This window comes from Acinetobacter bereziniae LMG 1003 = CIP 70.12 (genome assembly GCF_000368925.1).
GTDB classification, from domain to species: domain Bacteria; phylum Pseudomonadota; class Gammaproteobacteria; order Pseudomonadales; family Moraxellaceae; genus Acinetobacter; species Acinetobacter bereziniae.
Map to the genome: position 1 here is coordinate 380,207 of NZ_KB849755.1, position 21,039 is coordinate 401,245.

The following is a 21,039-nucleotide window of genomic DNA, read 5'->3' on the forward strand; positions in this document are numbered from 1 at the left end:
ATATTGTTTAAAAGCAAACTTTCGAGTTTGCTTTTTAAGTCTAAACTCTACAGTTTTTGTCCATCTTCCCTTTGTGCTGTTTAAATAGTGAATTGGATAAAGATAAATACTTTCTTATACATTTTTTAGATAAATTCATCTTCTTTTGGTCATTAGAAAAATAATTTCAACAGCTTATCAAATTTTATTTACGTTATTATTCTCATTAGATATTGAACTCTCATTAAAGGATCTGACATGAAATCAAATCGCTTAGGTCATTCTGATTTGGTGGTACCTGAAATTTGTTTAGGAACCATGACTTTTGGTGAACAAAATACTCAGAATGAAGCATTTGAACAACTCGCCTATGCACTTGATCAAAATATTCATTTTTGGGACACAGCCGAAATGTATCCTGTTCCACCCAAACCTGAAACTCAAGGTTCAACAGAAACCATTATAGGCAATTGGATTGCTCAAAATGGTCAACGCGACAAACTCATCATTGCTACAAAAATCGCTGGACCACAGCAAGGCGGTAGTCAAATCCGTGATGGGCATACAAAATTTATCGCTTCAGAAATTAGTTCAGCGATTGATGGTTCATTAAAACGCTTACAAACCGATTATATTGACCTCTACCAACTACATTGGCCACAGCGACCTGCAAACTTCTTCGGTACCTTAGGCTATGGCAACCAGCAAGCGGCATTGACTCAAAACATTACCCCACTTGCAGAAACATTAGAAGCGCTTTCAAATGAAGTTAAAAAAGGACGTATTCGCCATATTGGCTTGTCCAATGAAACGCCATGGGGCACCTTAAAATTTTTACATCTCGCAGAGCAATTGGGATTAGAAAAAATTGTCAGTGTACAAAACCCATATAGCTTGTTAAATCGCACCTATGAAGTCGGTATGTCTGAAATTGCACAGTTTGAAAGTGTTGGTTTACTGGCTTATTCACCACTTGCATTTGGCTACCTAACAGGAAAATATCGTCATGGTGCACGACCTGCCGATGGTCGTATTAGTTTATTTTCGCGTTTTAGCCGTTATACCAATCCTCAAAGTGATTGGGCAACAGAACAATATGCGCGACTTGCTGAAAAACACGGTTTAAGTCTAACCCAATTGGCATTGGCATTTATTAAACAGCAATTCTTTGTGAGCAGCACCATTATTGGTGCAACACAACTTTCACAGCTCAAAGAAAATATTCATGCTTTCGAGCTTCATCTGTCTGAAGAAATCTTAACGGAAATCGAAGATATCCATAAACAACAACCTAATCCAGCACCTTAGTTTGACTCAGGTTTTAATGTACATAGCCACTCCATTCGCGTTACTGATTCAGAAACTAAAAAAGGATGCCTAGGCATCCTTTTAACTTATTAAACTGTTGTAGTCCCAAACGCTTATTTTCCACCGCGTGCGTTGTATACTGCCATCGCAGCTGCAAGATTCTTTTTCATTGCATTGATACGGTTTGCATCAGATGGATGTGTAGAAAGCAAAGCAGAACCTTGAGCACCACCTTGTTTGGCCATTTTTTCCCATAAAGTAATTGCTGCTTGAGGGTTATAGCCTGCCTTTGCCATCATCATTAAACCGCCTTCATCCGCACGGCTTTCCAAGCTACGTGAATAAGGTAAACCTACACCCACTTGACTGCCCAAATCAATTGCAGCATTGCCTAGTTCACCAATTTGGCTACCTGCATAAGATTTACCAATATTTACGGCAAGATTGGTTAAGGCTTGCGCTCCTAACTTCTGTTTTGAATGCTCTTCTAAAGCATGGGTCATTTCATGTCCCATAACAGCAGCCACTTCAGCCTCAGATAAATTGAGTCGGTTAACAATGCCCGTATAGAAAACAACTTTTCCACCTGGTGCAACATAAGCATTGATCTGATCTGACTTAAGCACAGCCAACTGCCAATCAAATCGTTGTCCTGTTTGGTTCATCTGATCTGCATAAGGTTTTAAGCGAATAAATGCCGCATTTACCTTTTTATATGTTGCAGAAGTTGTGTCTAAAGTTTTATTTGCACGTGCTTCTTGCACAGTTTTGTTAAAACCCAGCGTCGCATTTGAATTCAATGTTGCAGAGTCTGCACCTGCCATATCCGCAATGGTTGTACATCCAGAAATTGAAATCGCAGTCGCAGCGCAAAGACTAAGTATTAATTTATTGTTCATTATAATCAACTCCATAGAGAACAAATAAAAACGTTGTGAATTATATGCAAATGTTACATAAGGATAAATCAATAATTTTCATTAAATCATATTAATTATGTAAGTAAAAAACCTACAAAAACTGTACCATCAACCAGTACACCAAACACAGCACATTCAAAGCCAAATAGATATTTTTTAAAGGAATAATTTTCTGTTCCAACTGCTGATCATTTCGTTTAAAAAATAGAAATGCATTTTGAATCAGAACAATAGGAACCAGTATACAAGCAATCATTACACTCAGCCCAAGCAAAGCTTGAGAAACAATAGCTGGATCAGTGGTTTGAGCCTGAATAATGAGCATAGCGATTGTTGGTGCACCGCCCATTGCAAAAATCAGAGAATAAAACATCGTTGAGGATATATTCTTTTGCATGGTTCAAACTCAATGTGTATCGAAAGATATATTCTAACAAGCTGAATATAAAAACCTAACTTAAATCATTTTCGACTTTAGTCTTTTACTTCCAAGAAAAAGCCTGAATAACTTCAGGCTTAGATCTCTTCTACATTTCAATTATTTTTTGATTGCAGCTTTATAAACTTGCTTGGCTTCAACCATACTCTTATTTAAATCTGAGATACGGTCATTATTCGATGGATGCGTAGAAGTAAACTTTTGAACACCATTGGTACTGCCACCATCAATTTTATTCATTTTTTGCCATACTGTGATTGCGGCTTCTGGGTTATATCCTGCTTTAGCCATAAGCATCAAACCACCACGATCCGCAGAAGATTCTAAACTACGTGAGTAAGGTAGACCGACGCCGTATTTACTACCAATATCGAGTGCTTGAGTACCCATTGAGCCTAACTTATCACCTGCATAAGTTTTACCCATCTTCACAGCAAAATCAGTGATTGCAGTAGCACCTGCATCGCGTTTAGAGTGTTCTTCTAAAGCATGCGTCATCTCATGACCCATGATTGCAGCGATTTCAGCATCTGTTAATTTAAGCTGATTGACGATACCTGTGAAGAACACCACTTTTCCGCCCGGCATGACAAATGCATTGAGTTCATCAGATCTCAACACACTTAACTGCCAGTCAAACTGTTGCCCTGTTTTATTTGCTTGATCCGCAAAAGGCTTCATTTTTACAAAAACAGCATTCACACGTTTATAAGTAGAAGATGTCGTATCCAGTGCTTTTTGTGCCTTTGCATCTTCAACCAATAACTTATAATCTGCTGCCGCATTGAGGTTTAATGTTGCAGAGTCATTACCCGTTAACTCAGCAACCGTGGTGCAACCAGACAAACCAACCACTAACCCTAATCCAAGTAATACATTCTTGTTAATCATTATTTTCACCAAAGCTCATTAGTCTTTATGTAAACTCCAACACGGAGTTCAACGTTTAGCGCCCAAATTATGTTGTATTTTGTAAAAAAAATCAAAGTAAATCACATTTTATTTAAACCTTATAAAATAGCTTTATAAAAAAAGCTCCCGAGGGAGCTTTTAAAATATCTATATATCAAGCATCAAATGGGTGACGCATCACAATCGTTTCATCACGATCTGGACCAGTAGAAATGATGTCAATCGGACATTCAATCAACTGCTCAATACGCTTCACATAATTAATTGCATTTTGTGGCAATTGATCTAGTGATTTCGCACCGAAAGTCGATTCAGACCAACCTGGCATGGTTTCATAGATTGGTTTTAATGTTTCAAATGCAAGCGCATCTGTAGAACCAACACAACCAGAATCCGCAGCTTCATAGCCGACACAGATTTTCACTTCTTCTAAGCCATCTAAAACATCAAGCTTAGTTAAGCAAATACCAGATAATGAGTTTACATCAACTGAGCGGCGTAAAATTTCTGCATCAAACCAACCACAACGACGTTGACGACCAGTAGAAGCACCAAACTCAGAACCTACAGTACCTAAGTGTTTACCAATCGCATCACCAACATCATTGGCAGCATCATAAACAAGTTCGGTAGGGAACGGACCCGCACCTACACGAGTTGTATATGCTTTGGTAATCCCGAGAACATAATCAAGGTGTAATGGACCTAGACCTGAACCTGAGCTCACACCACCTGCTGTTGTATTTGAAGAAGTTACATATGGATATGTACCGTGGTCAACATCCAATAATGAACCTTGAGCACCTTCAAACATAATATTTGCACCATCTTTACGATAGTCATGCAAAGTCGTGATCACGTCCAATACTAATGGTTTAATCACTTCACGCCATTGGTCGCAAAGAGCAAGTACATCTTCTACTTTAACTGCTTCAACACCAAAGAATTGAGTCAATTGGAAGTTATGGTACTCAAGAAGTTCTTCAAGCTGCGCTTTAAGATGATCACCACCACGTACCAAATCCGCAACACGGATTGCACGACGAGCGACCTTATCTTCATACGCTGGACCAATACCACGACCAGTTGTACCAATCTTAGCATTTCCACGTTTTTTCTCACGTGCTTGATCAAGTGCAATATGGTGTGGAAGAATCAATGGGCAGTTTGGAGAAATACGTAGACGTTCACGAACAGGTACGCCCTCTTTCTCTAAAATATCCATCTCTTTGATCAAAGCTTCAGGTGAAAGCACAACACCATTGCCAATTAAGCAAAGTACGTTTTCACGTAAAATACCTGATGGAATGAGGTGAAGAACTGTTTTCTTACCACCAACGACGAGTGTATGACCCGCGTTATGCCCGCCTTGATAACGTACTACCGCAGCTGCTTGATCTGTGAGCAGGTCAACGATTTTACCTTTACCTTCGTCGCCCCATTGGGTACCGAGTACCACAACACTTTTGCCCATAATAGCCTCATTACATCATGCTGTTAAAATAGAAAACCCAATAAAATGACATGAACATTTTATTCGATCGTTAAATTGTTTCGACTTTCCACTCACCTGCAACATTCACCAATTGGTGCGTTGCATTAGGAACTGAGTTTAAATCGTCGTTACCCAATAACTGAATTACACTTAAGCCTTGATTGCGTGTTTCCGCAATTGCTTCAAGCAAATCAGGAGCTGTTCCCTTCGGTGCAACCACTTTTTCAATCTGTTGATGTTGCCCGGCACTTAAAACATATAAGTCACAAGAGAAACCTGTTGCTGGGCGCGCTCGTCCAAAATGTTCACCAATACCATCATAACGACCACCTTGTGCTAATGGTGCTGCACGGTTTGGTGCATATACGGCATACATTAAGCCAGTGTGATAATGGTATGAACGAAGTTCTACCACATCAATCCCGATGTTGAGATTTGGCCAACGTGCTTGAATTTCGGTATATGTTGTTTTAAGTACATCAAAAGCATGTTTGAATGCTTCGTCCGCAAAAATTTCTGTACTAATATGCGTTTGCAAAGCATCTAAGTCACTTGCATAACGACCTAAAGCATAAAAATCAGTGCCATATTTTAATTCTTGCGTAAACTCCGCAAGTTCTGGTAGCGCTTTACGTTGATATAAGTCTGACAACTGACGTTCTGTTGACTTATTTAAACCTGCAAGCTTGACCAAACTTCTAAATAGCCCAACATGCCCTAAATCAAGATGGATACCATCCACCATACCCGCTGTTTTAATCAGATTAAGCATGACGTCGATCATTTCAACATCAGCATCAATACTATCTGAACCAAATAATTCCGCACCAAGCTGTAAAGGTGCTCTCGTGGTATTAAAACCTTGTGGTTTAGTATGAAGTACTGTTCCTGCATAGCAGTAACGCGCCACACCTTGTACTTGATGTACATGGGCATCGATACGAGCCACTTGTGGTGTCATATCGGCACGCACACCAAGCAAACGACCAGAAAGTTGGTCGATGACTTTAAAAGTGGCTAGGTCTAAATCTTGATTCGATTCGGAAAGAGAAGAAAGTGATTCGATGTATTCGATGAATGGCGTATACACCAGCTGATAACCTCGGGATGCGAGGAAATCTAAAGCTTTACGGCGCAATTGTTCAATTACTTGCGCTTGCTCTGGTAATACATCAGCTACACCATCAGGTAATAACCATGTCTCTGAAATGGGCATGTTGTAAACCTAAATCCTGTCAGCGCGGAAGTAATCCGCATAAAAAAATCGGGAACACACCCGATTTCTCTTATTTTAGCACGATCATCCGCACCATGCATTAATAAAATAACTTTTGATTAATAAATTGCTGACAAGTATACAACTTACACCAAAGTTAGAAACTGCAGCTTAAACTAAACACAATAGTTTGTATTTATTTAAATTTTCATTTTAAAGCCGATTGCTATTTACACTGTTCAAAATATAATTCATTTGCATAGAAAAGCATCACCAACATCAACATGACTTAAATATTAAAATCGGGGAACGTATGGAACTTCATAGCAACATTTATTACAAACATCCAAATCCAAACCTTATGCTAAAACTGGATGAGTTATTTAAAGCGCATCGAGGGGATCAGGATAAATTTATGACTTCCGCGGTTGAGATCAACCCAGAGATGGGACATGAACTGGTTGAAGATCTTTTAAATACTGTGGACAATGTTGAGTTTGACTTAGGTCCTGAATCAATAAGTAGGATAGATGGTTATTCAATTGCCCATTTTGTACATGGTTCTTCAGGTGACGAATTTGTTGAAGCAATTGTGCTGTTCTTAAAATCTCTACTTGATGAGATTGATGTACGTGCGTGGGGATGCGGTGATGATGACCCGTGGGAATTCTGGTTTAAATTCGAAGAAGATGAATTAATTCGTGAAGACGACGAACCATTTAACGCCCCAGAAGAAGATGAGGAAATTAAATCCTCAATCTATACTTGGTGGCATGTAGGATTGCCTGAAAAAATTAAAGAAGGTTTTTTAAATCAAGAATAGAAGCTGTTTTGATTTAAAATGGGAAAAGCAAAAGCGCTATCCTTTTGCATTTCCCTTTATTTTGACTATTTTAAATAATCATCAACACTGATGACTTGTGAAAACATCTGAAATGCAGATAAACATGCCGTTTGCACATCTTCAGCTTGTACTGTTTTACCTGCATAACTGAGTTGGCGTGTCGCTGTTGCTTCAGCAATGATTATTGGTTGATAGCCCAATTCCGCTGCTGCGCGAGATGTCGCATCGACACACATATGCGTCATCATTCCGCTAATAATCAAACGCTCTACTTTAAGCTGATCAAGCACTTGCTTTAAGTTCGTTTGAAAGAAACTGTTGGGATAGTGCTTTTCAATGATGATTGGGGCTTGATTGATCTGCAAGCCAGCATGTAATTCAGCACCCTCTGTTCCCTCTTGAAAAAAAGTTGCTTGCGCTTGTTTGGCAATATGTTGAATATAAATAATCGGTTGAGCATTTTTGATAAAATCAGCTTCCAATCGATTGATATGCTTTAAAGCTTGTTCTGCACCAAACAACGCCATCTTGCCTTGTGGAAAATAATCATTTTGAACATCAATCACCAATAAAGCAGTACGACTCATTTTCATTCTCACTGTTCTGTTGAAGTTTTTATAAGATTAAGCAAAATATCTAGCAGTTTGCAGACTCTCGTGAAAGAATAAATGTCTGCCTACTTTCAAACTGAAAAAAGTTTAATTGCCCATGTTGCCAAATGACCCAATCGATCTAAAAATTTTAAAGATTCTAAAAACTGACTCTAGACTCAGCAACAAAGACATTGGACAATTGGTTCATCGTACAGGACAAGCCGTTGGTAGTCGTATCGCCCGAATGCAAGACGAAGGTACAATTCAAAAATATACCATTGCTTTAAATCATCCAACGACTCAGTTTATCCGAGTAATGATGCAAAATAATGATTTTGAAAAGTTTGAAGCATTTGTTATGCAGTTTGAAGCGATCGAAAGTTGTTATAAAGTCTGCGGTTCTGCTTGCTATATGTTAGTGGCTCACTTTGACAGTCAAGCAATCAATCACTTTATCGAACAACTGTCCGAATGGGGACAATATTCAGTTGATAGTGTGGTAAAAACAATAGAACCATAAATTTAACTGTTTTTACTAAAATTATGTAAGAATAAACCAATGAAATCTCAAGAAAAAAATCAGCAACAACACAGTAAGTTTCTCAGCTTAGTACTTAGACATCAACCAGAAACCATTGGAATCCAACTAGACTCCGAAGGTTGGACTGATGTACAGATACTTTTACAGCAATTGATTAAGCATCACCACCCTCTTAAATTAGATGCATTTATTCAAATTGTTGAAAGCAGTGATAAAAAACGTTTTCAGCTTTCAAATGATCACTGCAAAATCCGTGCAGTACAAGGTCATTCTAGTACGCAAGTTAAACGTGATTATATCGCTATCACACCACCCAATACACTTTTTCATGGTACGGCAACACGCTTTGTCGACAGTATTTTAGATCAAGGTTTAATGTCTGGTGAACGACATCATGTGCATTTGTCCGCCGATCAAATTACTGCGGCTCAAGTTGGCAAACGGCATGGCAAAGTGTTTATTTATCAGATTGATACTCAACAAATGCATCAAGATGGCTATCATTTTTATCAAGCAGAAAATGGCGTTTGGCTCACTGAACATGTTCCTGTAAAATATTTACGCCAATTCGTACACTCCGACTAACCATTAATCCAATGGCAAAGTCGTGGTTAGTTTGATTTTTTGCAAAGGGATTTCAGTTTTTACATTCTGAATTCCTGATATTTTATTAAGATGATTGATTTGAAACTTTCGATAAGCTTCTAAATCAGAAACAACGATACGTAAGAAAAAATCACAATCGCCTGCCATCAATTGGCACTCTACGATCTGAGGAATATTCATAATTGAATCGATAAAACGGTTTACGGTTTGCTCATCCTGACTTTTCAACCAAATTCGAGCAAACACCGTCAAACTGAGATTGACTTTTTGCGGGTTTACCAAAGCCACATATCGGTCAATGATCCCTTCATCTTCAAGTTGTTTTACTCGTCTTAAACATGGGGAAGCGGATAATCCGATCTGCTCGGCTAACTCATTATTCTGCAACTTACCGTTTTGCTGTAAAGCGCGCAAAATACGACGATCTGTTTGGTCTAATTTCATAAAACCAGTCTTAGTATATAAATTTAAAAAATAACATATTTCAGCAATATTATTGCAAAATAACTTTTACAAGCAGAAAATTTAGAGAAAAATAGCCTATCAAGTGGCATAAAATAAACAAACACCGTATTTTCGACTTTGAGCTTCTCATGTTAAGTTTTAAAAACGCCGCAGCAGAACTGAATGATTCTATTGATTTCAGAGAATTTTTACGCGGTCTTAAAACATCCATTCCGATGTTATTAGGGATTATCCCTTTTGCCTTGGTACTTGGAACTCAAGCTGCTCAAAAAGGTTTCTCTGCTTTAGAAGTCCCTCTACTTACAGGACTTAATTTTGCGGGTGGTTCAGAATTTGCCATTATTGAAGTATGGACCCAACCACCACAACTTCTTTTTCTTATCTTAATCACGTTTTTGGTGAATAGTCGCCATATTTTAATGGGCGCTAGTTTAGCACCTTATATTCGACACTTGCCCAACCGTAAAGCTTTGCCTTTGTTATTTTTTATGTGTGATGAAAGTTGGGCTTTAAGCATTACCGATGCCCACAAACAAAATCCACGAAATCCCTATGCAGGCTTTAGTGTGTTCTTTTATATCGGACTCTGCTTTGCACTTTATGTTATGTGGGTTAGCTTTACCACGCTTGGCGTTGGTATTGGCTCTTTTCTTGGAGATGTTACCAAATTTGGTTTTGACATGGCTTTTCCGGCTGTATGCTTAGTGCTTTTACGTGGAATGTGGAAAGGCTTTAAACCCGCATTACCTTGGTTGGTTAGCCTCATCGCTGCCGCTTTGGCTTATTACTTTTTACCCAAAGGATGGTACGTTTTGGTGGGTTCTATTTCAGGAATTATTGCTGCCTTCTTGTTTATTGGAGATGAAGAATGATTCATATGACCACCTTTATCGCGATTCTATGTGTTGGATTGACCACATATTCAACCAGAGTTTTAGGCTATTTGTTGTTAAAAAATCGACAGCTCAGTAAAAGAACCACACGGATTTTGCAAGTCATTCCGGGTTGCGTACTTGTTTCTGTCATCGCACCATATTTTGTTTCTGATCATCCAGCGAATTTAGTTGCAATTGCTGTAACCATACTGGCTGCTTGTTATTTGTCTTTACTTCCTACTGTAATGATCAGTATTGTCGCCACAGCGATGTTGAGATACTTGATCGCATAAAGTATCTCAACTGTTTGAGAGCATGATTTGCCCATCCATCTCTACGTTCTTGAGCAAATTAAGGCTGTTTACTTTGTTGAAGTATTTTAATCAGTTCAGCATTTTGAAACTCAACTTGAGTCAAGCGATTTGAGGTATTGTCCAAGACTTCTTGTTGTACATGCATCTTTTTTGCTAAATCCTGCATAATTTGCAATGTTTGTTTAAGATGTTTCTCCTGTGATTGAATCAAATGTTCTTGGTGATTGGTTCGCTCAATTAAAGTGATATTTTGCTTATTCAACTTCCCCATTTGCCAAACCATAAAAATAATTGCTAAATAGACAATCACCAAAGTGATATACATAAAAAACATCATCATTCCCCAATTATAAGATGTGATCTATCATTATTTTATCTTTATTTCAGCACGTTAAAAGTGATGAATTCTCATCGTGTTGAATGCATTGTTATCACACACGCATCAGTGAATGTTCAATAGAATGATTCACACAGATCAAGCAAGCGATTCGCATAGCCCCATTCATTATCATACCAAGCAAAAACCTTAGCCTGCTGTCCTACAACAAGTGTTTGGGTGAGATCAACAATCAATGAATAAGGTGAATGATTAAAATCACTAGAAACCAATAGTTCATCTGTCACGGACATAATTTCCGCATAATCATATTTTGCAGCTTGAACCAAAGTTTGATTAATCAAATGAGTCGTCATCGCTGACTTTGCAACAAAGCTTAAATCAATTGCAGCCACATTAATGGTCGGTACCCGAATTGAAAAACCATCAATTCGATTTTCCATTTTTGGCATGACTTGCTTCAATGCACCCAGCGCTGAAGATGTGGTTGGAATTATGTTTTGACCCGAAGCTCTTGCACGACGCAAATCACGATGAGCATGATCCAATACCGATTGATCCGCTGTAACCGCGTGAATTTCTGTCATCAAAGCACTTTCTATACCAAAAGCATCATCAATAATTTTGACCAATGGCACCAACGCCTGTGTGGTACAAGACACACTGGAAATGATTTGGTCAGAGGCTTTGACTTCATGGTGATTAACACCATATACGATTGCAGCATCAACAGTATCAAATGGTGCAGCACCAACAATGACACGCTTAGCCCCAGCAATTAAATGCTGTGTTGCAGCCGCTCTAGAACGAAATAGACCCGTACACTCTAAAACAACATTAATATCCAATTCTTTCCAAGGCAACAGTGCTGGATTTTCTTGTCTTAAAATCAGAACTTTAAGTTTTATCTGACGAGCATCAATAGACATATAAAGCTGTCCATTTTCTTCAACAATATTGACTGCACCATCGAAACGTCCGTGAGTGGTGTCATATTTAAATAAATGAACCAATGTTTCAACGTCTGCGATATCATTGATGGCAACAATTTCAAAATGAAAGTTCTTCGGATTTTCAAACCAAGCTCTTAATACATTTCGCCCAATCCGCCCGAATCCGTTTATTGCCACACGTTGCATCAGATGTCCTTTTACAGCCAAACTACCATAATCAGTTATATGGTATAAGATTTATGGTCACTACTGTTAATATATAGCTGACTTTAGCAAGAAAAATTTCGAAAACAATAGAATTTAAAACATCATTGGATAAAAAAATGTATTCATCTTTGCTCACCATGACTTTTATGCGGCATCTATTTTATTTTTGCTGTATTGCGATATGTATTTTTATATTGATTCCTTTCAGTTATGCCCAACAAATGAATATTCAAAATACCTATTCACGATGCAGCCAAACACAGACTCAGCAATTGCTTGATCAACTTAACCTAATTTCATCACAACACAGCGATACACGTTATCCAACATTTGAGACCTGTATCGAGCTGGATCAAAATCTGCAATTGATCGCAGTTAGTCAACCACTTCCTCTGTCGTCTGGGTATCCAGATTACGACTTAAATCTTTACTTAATTGACAATACATCTGAAAAAATTCTAAATCACTATCATTATCCAATGACGATTACTTCAGATATCGGTCAGTATGAAAACTTACAATTTGATATTCATCACTTTTCTACAGACTATGCCACACCCGTTATTGGTCTGGCTTTAACCTACAAGCATTTAGGCAGGATCGACAAAACAATACGTGAAATAAAGTTATTCAAAATCAACAATCACCAACTGCAATTGGTTTTAGATAAATTTATGACGAATTACTCAGGTAGCGAAAGACCGTCTATGTGTGAAAATAATCAACAAATCGAGACTCAAATATTACTTCACCCATTAAAACAAAACAGTCACGGTTTAGCAGATATTCAACTCACTGAAAAAACAGAGCGCATAACACTTGACGAAAAAAATTGTAGTACCCATCGTATTGTCAAAAAGCAACGTCATATCATGAAATTTGATGGTAAAGAATATCGTTTTAAACATCTTAAATTTTTAGACTTTGGAATTTAATTAGATTTTGAACTTTTAGAGATGAGCCTATGAAAATATTTCAGATTTCCCTTGGCATGGCATTGGTTTACATTTCAGTAAACTTATTTGCAGCTCCCTATCAACGTTGCTCAGAACAACAGCAACAACAATTGATTGAACAATTTAAATTGGTCAATCAGCGTTTTGCAAATACAGATGCTGAAACATATCAAAGCTGTATCCATTTGGACAATGCACAAAGAATTCACTTAATCGCCATTAGCCAGCCAATTGATTATAAATCTTATGATGACATGGAACATGATCTGAATTTATATCTAATTGATTCTTCTCAGCATAAAATTCTGCAAAAGTATAAAGCACCAGAAACCTTTTACTCAGATGCCGATCATTATGATGGTGCACAACTACATACCACCCGTTTTTCAACATTAAAGGATATTGATGTCGTGGGTGTTGAAACCTCATCGTCGCATCAAGGTGGTTTCACTTATAGCCACAGTAATTTAACTTTATTTAAAGTTAATCCTAAACACCCCATTAAAGAAATTGGCGGTATCAGCATGAATGAAAGCGGCTATGAACGAATTGGAAACTGTTCAGAAAACAGTAATTCAGAAGTCAGACGCATCCTTATTTTATCAAATAAGATCACACATGGCTTACAGGACATCATTTTAAAAGAAACCAAAAATCAGACCAAAACCAACTACAAAACCTGTACTTCGGTGAAAAAACAATATAAGCAACAACAAACGCTTAAATTTAATGGTCAAGTATATAAATTTCAGCATCATAACTTTTTAAGTATTGATCCTTTTTAATTTGCGTTAAATGTTGTAATGACAATGTAGGGGTATTTTAAATTTTGTAGAATTTAAAACCTATTTGGACCAAAGTCGCAATTGTATAGAAAAACCAATAATTCACCTTAAAATCATTGGTGGAGCGTGTATTTTCCGTTATACTTTGGCGTTTTTAAAAATTAAGCCTGTGTGCAGACTGAGCAATAAAATTAGACTCAGTGACACACTTTTAGCCAATATGAAAATTGAGGAGTGACTTGGTTGTGAGTACTCGTTTTATGACTACTGCTGAAATACGTGAAGCATTTTTGCGTTACTTTGAATCGCAAGGACATACACGTGTCGCGTCGAGCTCACTTGTACCCGCCAATGACCCTACTCTGCTGTTTACCAATGCCGGCATGAATCAGTTTAAGGATTGTTTCCTTGGTCTAGAAAAACGCGACTATGTTCGTGCAACAACTTCACAAAAATGTGTACGTGCAGGTGGTAAGCATAACGACTTGGATAATGTGGGTTATACAGCACGTCACCACACTTTCTTTGAAATGTTAGGTAACTTTTCTTTTGGTGATTACTTTAAGCATGATGCTATTCGTTTTGCTTGGGATTTCCTAACAGGTGAAGAATGGTTAGCACTTCCAAAAGACAAACTCTATGCCACTGTTTATCATACAGATGACGAAGCTTTTGATATTTGGAACAAAGAAATCGGTCTAGATGCTAGCCGTATCATCCGTATTGGTGACAATAAAGGCGAGAAATACGCATCTGATAACTTCTGGGCGATGGGTGATACAGGTCCTTGTGGTCCTTGCTCTGAAATTTTCTTTGATCATGGCGATCATATCTGGGGTGGCTTACCTGGCACACCTGAAGAAGACGGTGACCGTTTTATCGAAATTTGGAATAACGTCTTTATGCAGTTTAACCGTACTGCTGATGGCGTCTTGCACAATCTTCCTGCGCCATCTGTCGATACAGGTATGGGCTTAGAGCGTATTTCTGCTGTTTTACAACACGTCAATTCAAACTACGAAATTGACTTGTTCCAAAACTTATTGAAATCTGCAGCTGAAATCATCGGCGTAGATATGAGCCAAGCTCAAGCTGAGGCTCAGACTCAAAATAAACCAATTGAATACCCAGCTTCGCTTAAAGTTGTTGCAGATCATGCACGTTCATGCTGTTTCTTGATTGCTGATGGTGTAAATCCATCCAATGAAGGACGTGGTTATGTGTTGCGTCGTATTATTCGTCGTGCTGTACGCCATGGTAATAAAATGGGCGCAACAGGTACTTTCTTCTACAAAATGTTGCAACCACTCATTGATGTGATGGGTGAAGCTTATCCTGAATTGGTTGAGCGTCGCCAAGTCATTGAAAATGCTTTGATTCGTGAAGAAGAGTTGTTTGCAAAAACACTTGAACAAGGTTTGAAATTACTTGAAAGTGAATTAGCAAACCTGAAAGGTAAAATTATTCCAGGTGAGACTGTCTTTAAACTTTACGATACTTATGGCTTCCCAACTGACTTAACTGCAGATATTGCACGTGAACGTGAACTCGAAATTGATGAAGCAGGTTTTGAAGTTGAAATGGCTGCACAGCGTCAACGTGCACGTGAAGCAGGCAAATTTGCAGTTGATTACAACAGCATTGTAAAAGTAGACAGCGAAACTCAGTTTGACGGCTATGACGCAACTCAAGGTCAGGGACAAATTGTTGCGATCTATAAAGATGGTGTTCAAGTTGACGAAGTCGTTGAAGGTGATGAAGCATTGATCGTGCTGAACCAAACACCATTCTATGCAGAAAGCGGTGGTCAAATTGGTGACACAGGTATCTTCAAAAATGAAACCGGTATTTTTGAAGTTCAAGATACTAAAAAATCAGGTAATGCATTTGTTCATCAAGGTATTGTGACTGTAGGCAGTCTAAAAGCAACACAGAGCGTTGAAGCTATTGTGAAAGCTGATATCCGTGACGCGACTGCACGTAACCACTCTGCCACTCACCTTTTACATGCTGCATTGCGTCAAATTTTAGGCGAACATGTTCAGCAAAAAGGTTCATTGGTCGCTTCTGATCTTTTGCGTTTTGACTTTGCCAATGACCAACCTGTGAGCTTCGAACAACTGCAACAAGTTGAACGTTTAGTGAACCTTGAAGTTATTGCCAATACTGCTGTATCTACAGAACTTCTCGGCATCGAAGCAGCCAAAGATAAAGGCGCAATGATGTTGTTTGGTGAAAAGTATGGCGATGAAGTTCGTGTACTGTCTATGGGCTCACTGAAAGATGAGAAAAATTTCTCGATTGAGCTGTGTGGTGGTATCCATGTGAAACGTACAGGTGATATTGGTTTATTCAAAATCACTTCTGAAGGTGGTGTTGCTGCGGGTGTACGTCGTATTGAAGCTGTCACAGGCACGAAAGCACTGGAAGTAGTACAAAAAGTAGATGCCGATATTTTACATATCAATGATCTGCTGAAAGCCCAAAAAGACCAAACTGTTGAGAAAGTTGAAGCTGCGGTAGAAAATGCGCATCAACTGCAAAAACAAATCGAACAATTGAATCAAAAATTGGCGAACTTCCAAGCTTCTGACTTGATCAATCAAGTGACGGAAATTGCTGGTCGTCAAACACTTATTGCCACAGTTCAAGGACAAGATGCGAAGTCAGTTCGCCATCTTCATGACAGTGTCAAATCTAAATTAGATAATGCAGTAATTGTGCTTGCAGGTGTTGAAGGCGACAAAGTGAGCCTGATCGCATCTGTAGCAAAAGATTTCACTGCAAATCTAAAAGCAGGTGACATCATTAAGCACTTAGCAACTGAGCTTGGTGGTAAAGGTGGTGGTAAACCTGACTTAGCACAAGGTGGCGCGCCACTAAACGAGAAGTTTGAACAAGTGATGACAGATCTAACTGCATGGCTTGCTCAAAAATAAAACTTCACCTTTTGTGTAACTGACTCTAATGCCAATTAGAGTCATGGCTTATATGGAACAACTATGGCATTAATCGTTCAAAAATATGGCGGTACTTCTATGGGTACTCCCGAGCGCATTTTAAATGTTGCTCGTCGTGTAAAGCGTTGGCATGACCACGGCCACAAGGTTGTAGTGGTTGTATCAGCAATGAGTGGTGAAACCAACCGCTTATTGGCTTTAGCGAAAGCCATTACCGAAACCCCTGATCCTCGTGAATTAGACCAAATGGTGTCAACGGGTGAACAGGTAACGATTTCAATGTTAGCAATGGCGCTCAATTCAATTGGTGTTGAAGCTAAGTCACTTACAGGTCGCCAAGTTGGGATTAAAACCGACAGCGCATTTACCAAAGCACGTATTGAAGCAATTGATACTGATGTTATGACCAGTCACTTAGATGCAGGTCGTGTCATTGTTGTTGCTGGCTTCCAAGGTTTTGATGCTGATGGTAATACAACAACTTTAGGTCGTGGTGGCTCAGATACATCTGGCGTTGCATTGGCTGCTGCCTTGAAAGCAGACGAGTGTCAAATTTATACTGATGTTGATGGTGTATATACCACTGACCCACGTGTTGCACCTAAAGCCAAAAAAGTTGATCGCATTTCATTTGAAGAAATGCTTGAAATGGCATCTCTTGGTTCTAAAGTTCTACAAATTCGCTCAGTTGAATTTGCAGGTAAGTACCAAGTGCCTTTACGCGTATTATCAAGCTTTGATAATGACAATGATGGCGCATTCGACGAAGACTTTAAAAAGAATGTCGGAACACTAATCACCACTGAAGCGGAAGACAGTATGGAACAGCCAATTATTTCTGGTATCGCATTTAACCGTGACGAAGCTAAATTAACTATTTTAGGTGTACCTGATGAACCAGGTATTGCTTCAAAAATTTTATCGCCTGTTGGTGCTGCAAACGTCGAAGTGGATATGATTATCCAAAACGTTGAAGAAGACGGTACGACTGATTTCACATTTACAGTGAATCGTGGTGAACTTAAAAAAGCAAAAGCAATTTTAGAAGAAACTGCAACAGCAATTGGCGCACGTGAAGTTGCAACACGTGACGATATCGTCAAGGTTTCTATCGTTGGCGTGGGTATGCGTTCACACGCAGGTGTTGCGAGTAAAATGTTTACAGCACTTGCAGATGAAGGGATCAATATTTTAATGATCTCAACATCTGAAATTAAAATTTCTGTGATTATTGAAGAAAATTATTTAGAACTTGCGGTACGTTCTCTTCACACAGCGTTCGGTTTAGACCGTGAACATGGCGAATCGAGTGCGCGTGCGTAATTTTTGATCAAATATAGCAACTTATTCGCTGTTTTGACCAAGAAAAAATCAGAGCCACTATAGTGTTTTCTATAGTGGCTCTGTTATATTAGTTTTTGAGGTTTTAAAAAATTTCAACGGAGGGGTGAGAAAGTGAAAAACTTGTCACATTATTCTGTTAAAATTATCGGTGCTATTTAAAGTTGTGTTTTCTATTTTTGTAGAAATTCATCGCAGGTTTAGCGTTTAAGCAAGGAGATAAACATGCTGATTCTGACCCGCCGTGTCGGAGAAACTTTGATGATTGGGGATCAAGTCAGTGTTACTGTGCTTGGTGTTAAAGGCAATCAAGTTCGTATTGGTGTGAATGCACCAAAAGAAGTTTCTGTACATCGCGAAGAAATTTATCAACGTATTCAACATGAACGTGCTATGCACGAACATTTGCAACATATTGATCAAGATTATCAACCTTCTTTTGAAGATGATAATTCGCAAAACACATATAATCGTTAAGATTATAAATGTTTTGAAATATAAAGCGGCTTATATAGCCGCTTTAAATTTATTTGAATCACTGGTAAAAAACTTTGTGCTTATTCAAGACCTAAAGCTTTTTTTACGGGTGAATAACTACGTCGGTGTTGATCAATAACCCCGTGTTCTGCAATAGCATCAAAATGTGCCTTTGTAGGATAGCCTTTATGCTTTGCAAAACCAAATTGTGGATATTGCTTGTCTAAATCTACCATTTCATGATCACGGGTCACTTTTGCCAAAATACTGGCAGCACTGATTTCAGCATGTAACGCATCACCTCCTATCACAGCGTCACAGCTCATGTTTAAGCCTTTAGGGACTTTGTTCCCATCAACCAATACATGCTCAGGAACAAGCTTTAATGCTTCTACAGCACGTCGCATTGCCAACAATGAAGCTTGTAAAATGTTAATCTCATCAATTTCTTGATGTGTTGCTTCGGCAATCGCCCAAGCAAGTGCTTTTTCTTTAATCTCAATAAACAACTTTTCACGTTTCTTTTCAGTCAGTTTTTTTGAATCATTTAATCCTTCTATCGGATTATTTGGATCTAAAATAACAGCTGCAGCAACAACAGATCCAACCAATGGACCTCTGCCCGCTTCATCAACTCCAGCAACTAACATCGTCTTTCCTATCAAATCCATACCTAAATCATTAAAGCCTTAAACAATTCTAGGCAATTATTTCATTGCTTCAGCAACACAGGCATTAATTGTTTTTGTTACTGCATTGGAAACAATCGTTGCACGCGCCTGAGGATCTAGTGCCGCTGTTGCTAAGTCTACAGCAGAGACACTTTGTGGTGCTTTTTCACTCACACAACCACAAATTTGGCTTTGAACATTGCTTTTTTGTTCAGTAGTCATCACTCGTGTTGCCACTTTCCATGCAGGTAAGTTTTCTAATTCTGTCGTGCATTTTGCATTAATCGCAATTTTCATCACTACAGCACCTAATTGCTGTGTCGTTGTCCCTGCTGCAGTAGGATCCATTGAATCCGTTGTCGCACAAGCAGTCAAAGCCAAGATCAAAGGTGCAATAAAGGCAGCAGTTTTTTTCACAATTTTTCCAGTTTATCGAATAAAGAATATATTTTGCCTAAACTTATAGTGAGATTAAACTAAAAATTCTAATAATCTTGTGCTCTGCCATTAAATGGATAATTATTTCTCATTTTCTGCATTAAGCGTTGCAAATTTAAAACAATCCGTTGAATTTTTGGAACTGATTTCCGTAGTAAAAATCCATATCATAGGCATCAAATTAAATTGGAATATGTAACATGCAACAAAAATCACAATACTATACAAGGACGGCACAGTGGTTACATTGGGTCATGGCAATCATTTTTATCACCGCATGGGTGATTGGTTTTTATAGTGGTAATTTTTTAAGCTATGATGTCGATGGTCCATTCAAAGGCGATGTTATCACCTTGCACAAAAATATCGCTTCAGTGATTATCTTTTTGGTGATTATTCGAATTTTTTGGCGTTATACACACCCAGTGCCAGAACTCCCAGCAACCATGTCTCCTTTGATGAAAACTTTGGCTCATCTGGGACATCTCGGTCTTTATTTCATGCTTTTGGCTTTACCGATCACAGGCTGTTTATTTAGCTGGAGTGCTGGTCATCCTGTTCCTGTATTATATCTGTTTGAGATTCCAAGACTGGTTCAAGACAATCCTGATTTAACTGCGATTGTAAAACCACTGCATATTTATATTTCATGGGCAGCTGGGCTATTACTGGTCGGGCATATTCTTGCAGCGCTTAAACACCATTTTATTGATAAAGATAATGTTTTAAAAAGCATGACTCGTCAGGGCTAAATCTCAAAATACAATGATTTGAGATTAAAATTGTTTGCACTTAAAAGCACATCATTCAGATGTGCTTTTTTAAAATTTATTTTGTACTTTTGAATCCTCTGAAAAGTAAAGTATCGCCTACGCAAAACAATTTAAACTCTAGAGCTAAAGCGTGGCAGTGCAAGGCTTATATCATCGAACAATATATTGATCGCTTTAATTTTATTGATCAAGAGAAATGATATTCTACTGTATGAATTTTTCAACAGATTGACTATATCATCTATAATTTAAAGCTTCTTTTGCACAACCTTTCAAGCTGTTCATAACCGCCTTTTGAACCAAACTGTCTTTAGCCGACTCGCTCACGGTCGCCTTAAGCAATTCTGTAGCAGGAATATCATTTAAAGCATTATCACTGACGCAAGCACAGATTTTCTCCTGCGCTTGGTTTTGCTGGGTGCTCGACCATAGAAAAGCCGAAGCTTGCCAAATTTTTGAAGATTTTAATTCATTGGCACATTGCAATTCTATCAAAGGCTTAAACATTTGTTGCGTCATGCTTTTATTGGAATCCGCACAAGCAACAGTGATGGGTAAAATCAACATCAATGCGGTTAAAAGTTTCAAATCATTTTCCTCATGAAAAAAAACAGTGCTCACACACTGTTTTTAA

24 protein-coding genes are annotated in these 21,039 nt (G+C 38.3%); 12 read left to right on the top strand and 12 right to left on the bottom strand.

What is annotated here, in order from left to right; genetic code table 11:
- Positions 1 to 237 precede the first annotated feature (237 nt).
- Positions 238 to 1,287 carry an NADP(H)-dependent aldo-keto reductase gene (locus F938_RS03655; RefSeq protein WP_004831158.1) on the top strand — a complete coding sequence of 350 codons (1,050 nt, stop codon included), beginning with the start codon at positions 238 to 240 and terminating at the stop codon, positions 1,285 to 1,287.
- Positions 1,288 to 1,400: 113 nt separating this feature from the next.
- On the opposite strand, the gene F938_RS03660 is transcribed toward F938_RS03655, so the two are convergent.
- The 5 genes from F938_RS03660 to F938_RS03680 all read right to left on the bottom strand — a co-directional run bounded on the left by F938_RS03660 (position 1,401) and on the right by F938_RS03680 (position 6,269).
- Positions 1,401 to 2,186: a M48 family metallopeptidase gene (locus F938_RS03660; protein ID WP_004831159.1), complete on the bottom strand. Its 786-nt coding sequence runs from the start codon at positions 2,184 to 2,186 to the stop codon at positions 1,401 to 1,403.
- 112 nt (positions 2,187 to 2,298) lie between these two features.
- The gene (locus tag F938_RS03665; RefSeq protein WP_005029483.1) at positions 2,299 to 2,604 is read right to left on the bottom strand and encodes a phosphoethanolamine transferase domain-containing protein; all 306 of its coding nucleotides are present in this window, start codon (positions 2,602 to 2,604) and stop codon (positions 2,299 to 2,301) included.
- A 141-nt stretch (positions 2,605 to 2,745) separates the two neighbouring features.
- Complete coding sequence (locus F938_RS03670) at positions 2,746 to 3,537, bottom strand: M48 family metallopeptidase (RefSeq protein WP_004831162.1); 792 nt, start codon at positions 3,535 to 3,537, stop codon at positions 2,746 to 2,748.
- A gap of 175 nt (positions 3,538 to 3,712) precedes the next feature.
- Entirely contained in the window at positions 3,713 to 5,032 is a 1,320-nt protein-coding gene (locus F938_RS03675) for an adenylosuccinate synthase (protein ID WP_004831163.1), read from the bottom strand.
- A gap of 70 nt (positions 5,033 to 5,102) precedes the next feature.
- The gene (locus F938_RS03680) at positions 5,103 to 6,269 is read right to left on the bottom strand and encodes an ATP phosphoribosyltransferase regulatory subunit (protein WP_005029485.1); all 1,167 of its coding nucleotides are present in this window, start codon (positions 6,267 to 6,269) and stop codon (positions 5,103 to 5,105) included.
- A 313-nt stretch (positions 6,270 to 6,582) separates the two neighbouring features.
- Between F938_RS03680 and F938_RS03685 the strand changes: the two genes are divergently transcribed.
- A complete protein-coding gene (locus F938_RS03685; RefSeq protein ID WP_005029488.1) occupies positions 6,583 to 7,092 on the top strand; it encodes a hypothetical protein in 510 nt (169 codons plus the stop codon).
- Positions 7,093 to 7,157: 65 nt separating this feature from the next.
- Here the strand turns inward: F938_RS03685 and F938_RS03690 are convergent, their stop codons facing one another.
- Entirely contained in the window at positions 7,158 to 7,700 is a 543-nt protein-coding gene (locus tag F938_RS03690) for a cysteine hydrolase family protein (protein ID WP_005029491.1), read from the bottom strand.
- Between the two features lie 121 nt (positions 7,701 to 7,821).
- Here F938_RS03690 and F938_RS03695 point away from each other — a divergent pair, with 121 nt between their 5' ends.
- Both F938_RS03695 and F938_RS03700 read left to right on the top strand, forming a co-directional pair.
- Positions 7,822 to 8,226, top strand: a complete 405-nt coding sequence (locus tag F938_RS03695; protein ID WP_005029494.1) for an Lrp/AsnC family transcriptional regulator — start codon at positions 7,822 to 7,824, stop codon at positions 8,224 to 8,226.
- 39 nt (positions 8,227 to 8,265) lie between these two features.
- Positions 8,266 to 8,832: an RNA 2'-phosphotransferase gene (locus F938_RS03700; protein ID WP_005029497.1), complete on the top strand. Its 567-nt coding sequence runs from the start codon at positions 8,266 to 8,268 to the stop codon at positions 8,830 to 8,832.
- Between the two features lie 3 nt (positions 8,833 to 8,835).
- On the opposite strand, the gene F938_RS03705 is transcribed toward F938_RS03700, so the two are convergent.
- Positions 8,836 to 9,297, bottom strand: a complete 462-nt coding sequence (locus F938_RS03705; RefSeq protein WP_004831170.1) for an Lrp/AsnC family transcriptional regulator — start codon at positions 9,295 to 9,297, stop codon at positions 8,836 to 8,838.
- 149 nt (positions 9,298 to 9,446) lie between these two features.
- Here F938_RS03705 and F938_RS03710 point away from each other — a divergent pair, with 149 nt between their 5' ends.
- Together F938_RS03710 and F938_RS03715 are read left to right on the top strand one after the other, a co-directional pair.
- Positions 9,447 to 10,190, top strand: a complete 744-nt coding sequence (locus tag F938_RS03710; RefSeq protein WP_005029499.1) for an AzlC family ABC transporter permease — start codon at positions 9,447 to 9,449, stop codon at positions 10,188 to 10,190.
- Positions 10,187 to 10,486 carry an AzlD family protein gene (locus tag F938_RS03715; protein ID WP_004831172.1) on the top strand — a complete coding sequence of 100 codons (300 nt, stop codon included), beginning with the start codon at positions 10,187 to 10,189 and terminating at the stop codon, positions 10,484 to 10,486. Before F938_RS03710 ends, F938_RS03715 begins: the two co-directional genes overlap by 4 nt.
- A 58-nt stretch (positions 10,487 to 10,544) precedes the next feature.
- Here the strand turns inward: F938_RS03715 and F938_RS03720 are convergent, their stop codons facing one another.
- Together F938_RS03720 and F938_RS03725 are read right to left on the bottom strand one after the other, a co-directional pair.
- Entirely contained in the window at positions 10,545 to 10,841 is a 297-nt protein-coding gene (locus F938_RS03720) for a hypothetical protein (RefSeq protein WP_005029501.1), read from the bottom strand.
- A gap of 119 nt (positions 10,842 to 10,960) precedes the next feature.
- Positions 10,961 to 11,983, bottom strand: coding sequence for a type I glyceraldehyde-3-phosphate dehydrogenase (locus F938_RS03725; protein WP_005029503.1), 1,023 nt, complete (start codon positions 11,981 to 11,983; stop codon positions 10,961 to 10,963).
- A gap of 137 nt (positions 11,984 to 12,120) precedes the next feature.
- On the opposite strand from F938_RS03725, the gene F938_RS03730 reads away from it, so the two are divergent.
- The 5 genes from F938_RS03730 to csrA all read left to right on the top strand — a co-directional run bounded on the left by F938_RS03730 (position 12,121) and on the right by csrA (position 18,523).
- The gene (locus tag F938_RS03730) at positions 12,121 to 12,939 is read left to right on the top strand and encodes a PA3715 family protein (RefSeq protein ID WP_005029505.1); all 819 of its coding nucleotides are present in this window, start codon (positions 12,121 to 12,123) and stop codon (positions 12,937 to 12,939) included.
- A 29-nt stretch (positions 12,940 to 12,968) separates the two neighbouring features.
- Entirely contained in the window at positions 12,969 to 13,745 is a 777-nt protein-coding gene (locus tag F938_RS03735) for a PA3715 family protein (protein WP_005029507.1), read from the top strand.
- Positions 13,746 to 13,990: 245 nt separating this feature from the next.
- Positions 13,991 to 16,684: an alanine--tRNA ligase gene (alaS, locus tag F938_RS03740; RefSeq protein ID WP_167539460.1), complete on the top strand. Its 2,694-nt coding sequence runs from the start codon at positions 13,991 to 13,993 to the stop codon at positions 16,682 to 16,684.
- 63 nt (positions 16,685 to 16,747) lie between these two features.
- A complete protein-coding gene (locus F938_RS03745) occupies positions 16,748 to 18,028 on the top strand; it encodes an aspartate kinase (RefSeq protein ID WP_005029511.1) in 1,281 nt (426 codons plus the stop codon).
- 243 nt (positions 18,029 to 18,271) lie between these two features.
- Positions 18,272 to 18,523, top strand: coding sequence for a carbon storage regulator CsrA (csrA, locus tag F938_RS03750; protein WP_004721174.1), 252 nt, complete (start codon positions 18,272 to 18,274; stop codon positions 18,521 to 18,523).
- A gap of 80 nt (positions 18,524 to 18,603) precedes the next feature.
- Here csrA and rnhB read toward each other — a convergent pair whose 3' ends face one another.
- On the bottom strand, positions 18,604 to 19,173 hold the full coding sequence (gene rnhB, locus F938_RS03755) for a ribonuclease HII (protein WP_005029513.1): 570 nt from the start codon (positions 19,171 to 19,173) through the stop codon (positions 18,604 to 18,606).
- Between the two features lie 57 nt (positions 19,174 to 19,230).
- Entirely contained in the window at positions 19,231 to 19,611 is a 381-nt protein-coding gene (locus tag F938_RS03760) for a hypothetical protein (RefSeq protein ID WP_005029514.1), read from the bottom strand.
- A gap of 221 nt (positions 19,612 to 19,832) precedes the next feature.
- Between F938_RS03760 and F938_RS03765 the strand changes: the two genes are divergently transcribed.
- Positions 19,833 to 20,384, top strand: coding sequence for a cytochrome b (locus tag F938_RS03765; protein ID WP_005029516.1), 552 nt, complete (start codon positions 19,833 to 19,835; stop codon positions 20,382 to 20,384).
- A 258-nt stretch (positions 20,385 to 20,642) separates the two neighbouring features.
- Here F938_RS03765 and F938_RS03770 read toward each other — a convergent pair whose 3' ends face one another.
- Entirely contained in the window at positions 20,643 to 20,993 is a 351-nt protein-coding gene (locus tag F938_RS03770) for a hypothetical protein (protein WP_005029519.1), read from the bottom strand.
- Positions 20,994 to 21,039 lie beyond the last annotated feature (46 nt).

Coding starts and splice junctions, on each gene's coding strand:
- F938_RS03655 (WP_004831158.1), top strand. CDS start 238: ATGAAATCAAATCGCTTAGGTCATTCTGATTTGGTGGTACCTGAAATT.
- F938_RS03660 (WP_004831159.1), bottom strand. CDS start 2,186: ATGAACAATAAATTAATACTTAGTCTTTGCGCTGCGACTGCGATTTCA.
- F938_RS03665 (WP_005029483.1), bottom strand. CDS start 2,604: ATGCAAAAGAATATATCCTCAACGATGTTTTATTCTCTGATTTTTGCA.
- F938_RS03670 (WP_004831162.1), bottom strand. CDS start 3,537: ATGATTAACAAGAATGTATTACTTGGATTAGGGTTAGTGGTTGGTTTG.
- F938_RS03675 (WP_004831163.1), bottom strand. CDS start 5,032: ATGGGCAAAAGTGTTGTGGTACTCGGTACCCAATGGGGCGACGAAGGT.
- F938_RS03680 (WP_005029485.1), bottom strand. CDS start 6,269: ATGCCCATTTCAGAGACATGGTTATTACCTGATGGTGTAGCTGATGTA.
- F938_RS03685 (WP_005029488.1), top strand. CDS start 6,583: ATGGAACTTCATAGCAACATTTATTACAAACATCCAAATCCAAACCTT.
- F938_RS03690 (WP_005029491.1), bottom strand. CDS start 7,700: ATGAGTCGTACTGCTTTATTGGTGATTGATGTTCAAAATGATTATTTT.
- F938_RS03695 (WP_005029494.1), top strand. CDS start 7,822: ATGTTGCCAAATGACCCAATCGATCTAAAAATTTTAAAGATTCTAAAA.
- F938_RS03700 (WP_005029497.1), top strand. CDS start 8,266: ATGAAATCTCAAGAAAAAAATCAGCAACAACACAGTAAGTTTCTCAGC.
- F938_RS03705 (WP_004831170.1), bottom strand. CDS start 9,297: ATGAAATTAGACCAAACAGATCGTCGTATTTTGCGCGCTTTACAGCAA.
- F938_RS03710 (WP_005029499.1), top strand. CDS start 9,447: ATGTTAAGTTTTAAAAACGCCGCAGCAGAACTGAATGATTCTATTGAT.
- F938_RS03715 (WP_004831172.1), top strand. CDS start 10,187: ATGATTCATATGACCACCTTTATCGCGATTCTATGTGTTGGATTGACC.
- F938_RS03720 (WP_005029501.1), bottom strand. CDS start 10,841: ATGTTTTTTATGTATATCACTTTGGTGATTGTCTATTTAGCAATTATT.
- F938_RS03725 (WP_005029503.1), bottom strand. CDS start 11,983: ATGCAACGTGTGGCAATAAACGGATTCGGGCGGATTGGGCGAAATGTA.
- F938_RS03730 (WP_005029505.1), top strand. CDS start 12,121: ATGTATTCATCTTTGCTCACCATGACTTTTATGCGGCATCTATTTTAT.
- F938_RS03735 (WP_005029507.1), top strand. CDS start 12,969: ATGAAAATATTTCAGATTTCCCTTGGCATGGCATTGGTTTACATTTCA.
- F938_RS03745 (WP_005029511.1), top strand. CDS start 16,748: ATGGCATTAATCGTTCAAAAATATGGCGGTACTTCTATGGGTACTCCC.
- csrA (WP_004721174.1), top strand. CDS start 18,272: ATGCTGATTCTGACCCGCCGTGTCGGAGAAACTTTGATGATTGGGGAT.
- rnhB (WP_005029513.1), bottom strand. CDS start 19,173: ATGTTAGTTGCTGGAGTTGATGAAGCGGGCAGAGGTCCATTGGTTGGA.
- F938_RS03765 (WP_005029516.1), top strand. CDS start 19,833: ATGCAACAAAAATCACAATACTATACAAGGACGGCACAGTGGTTACAT.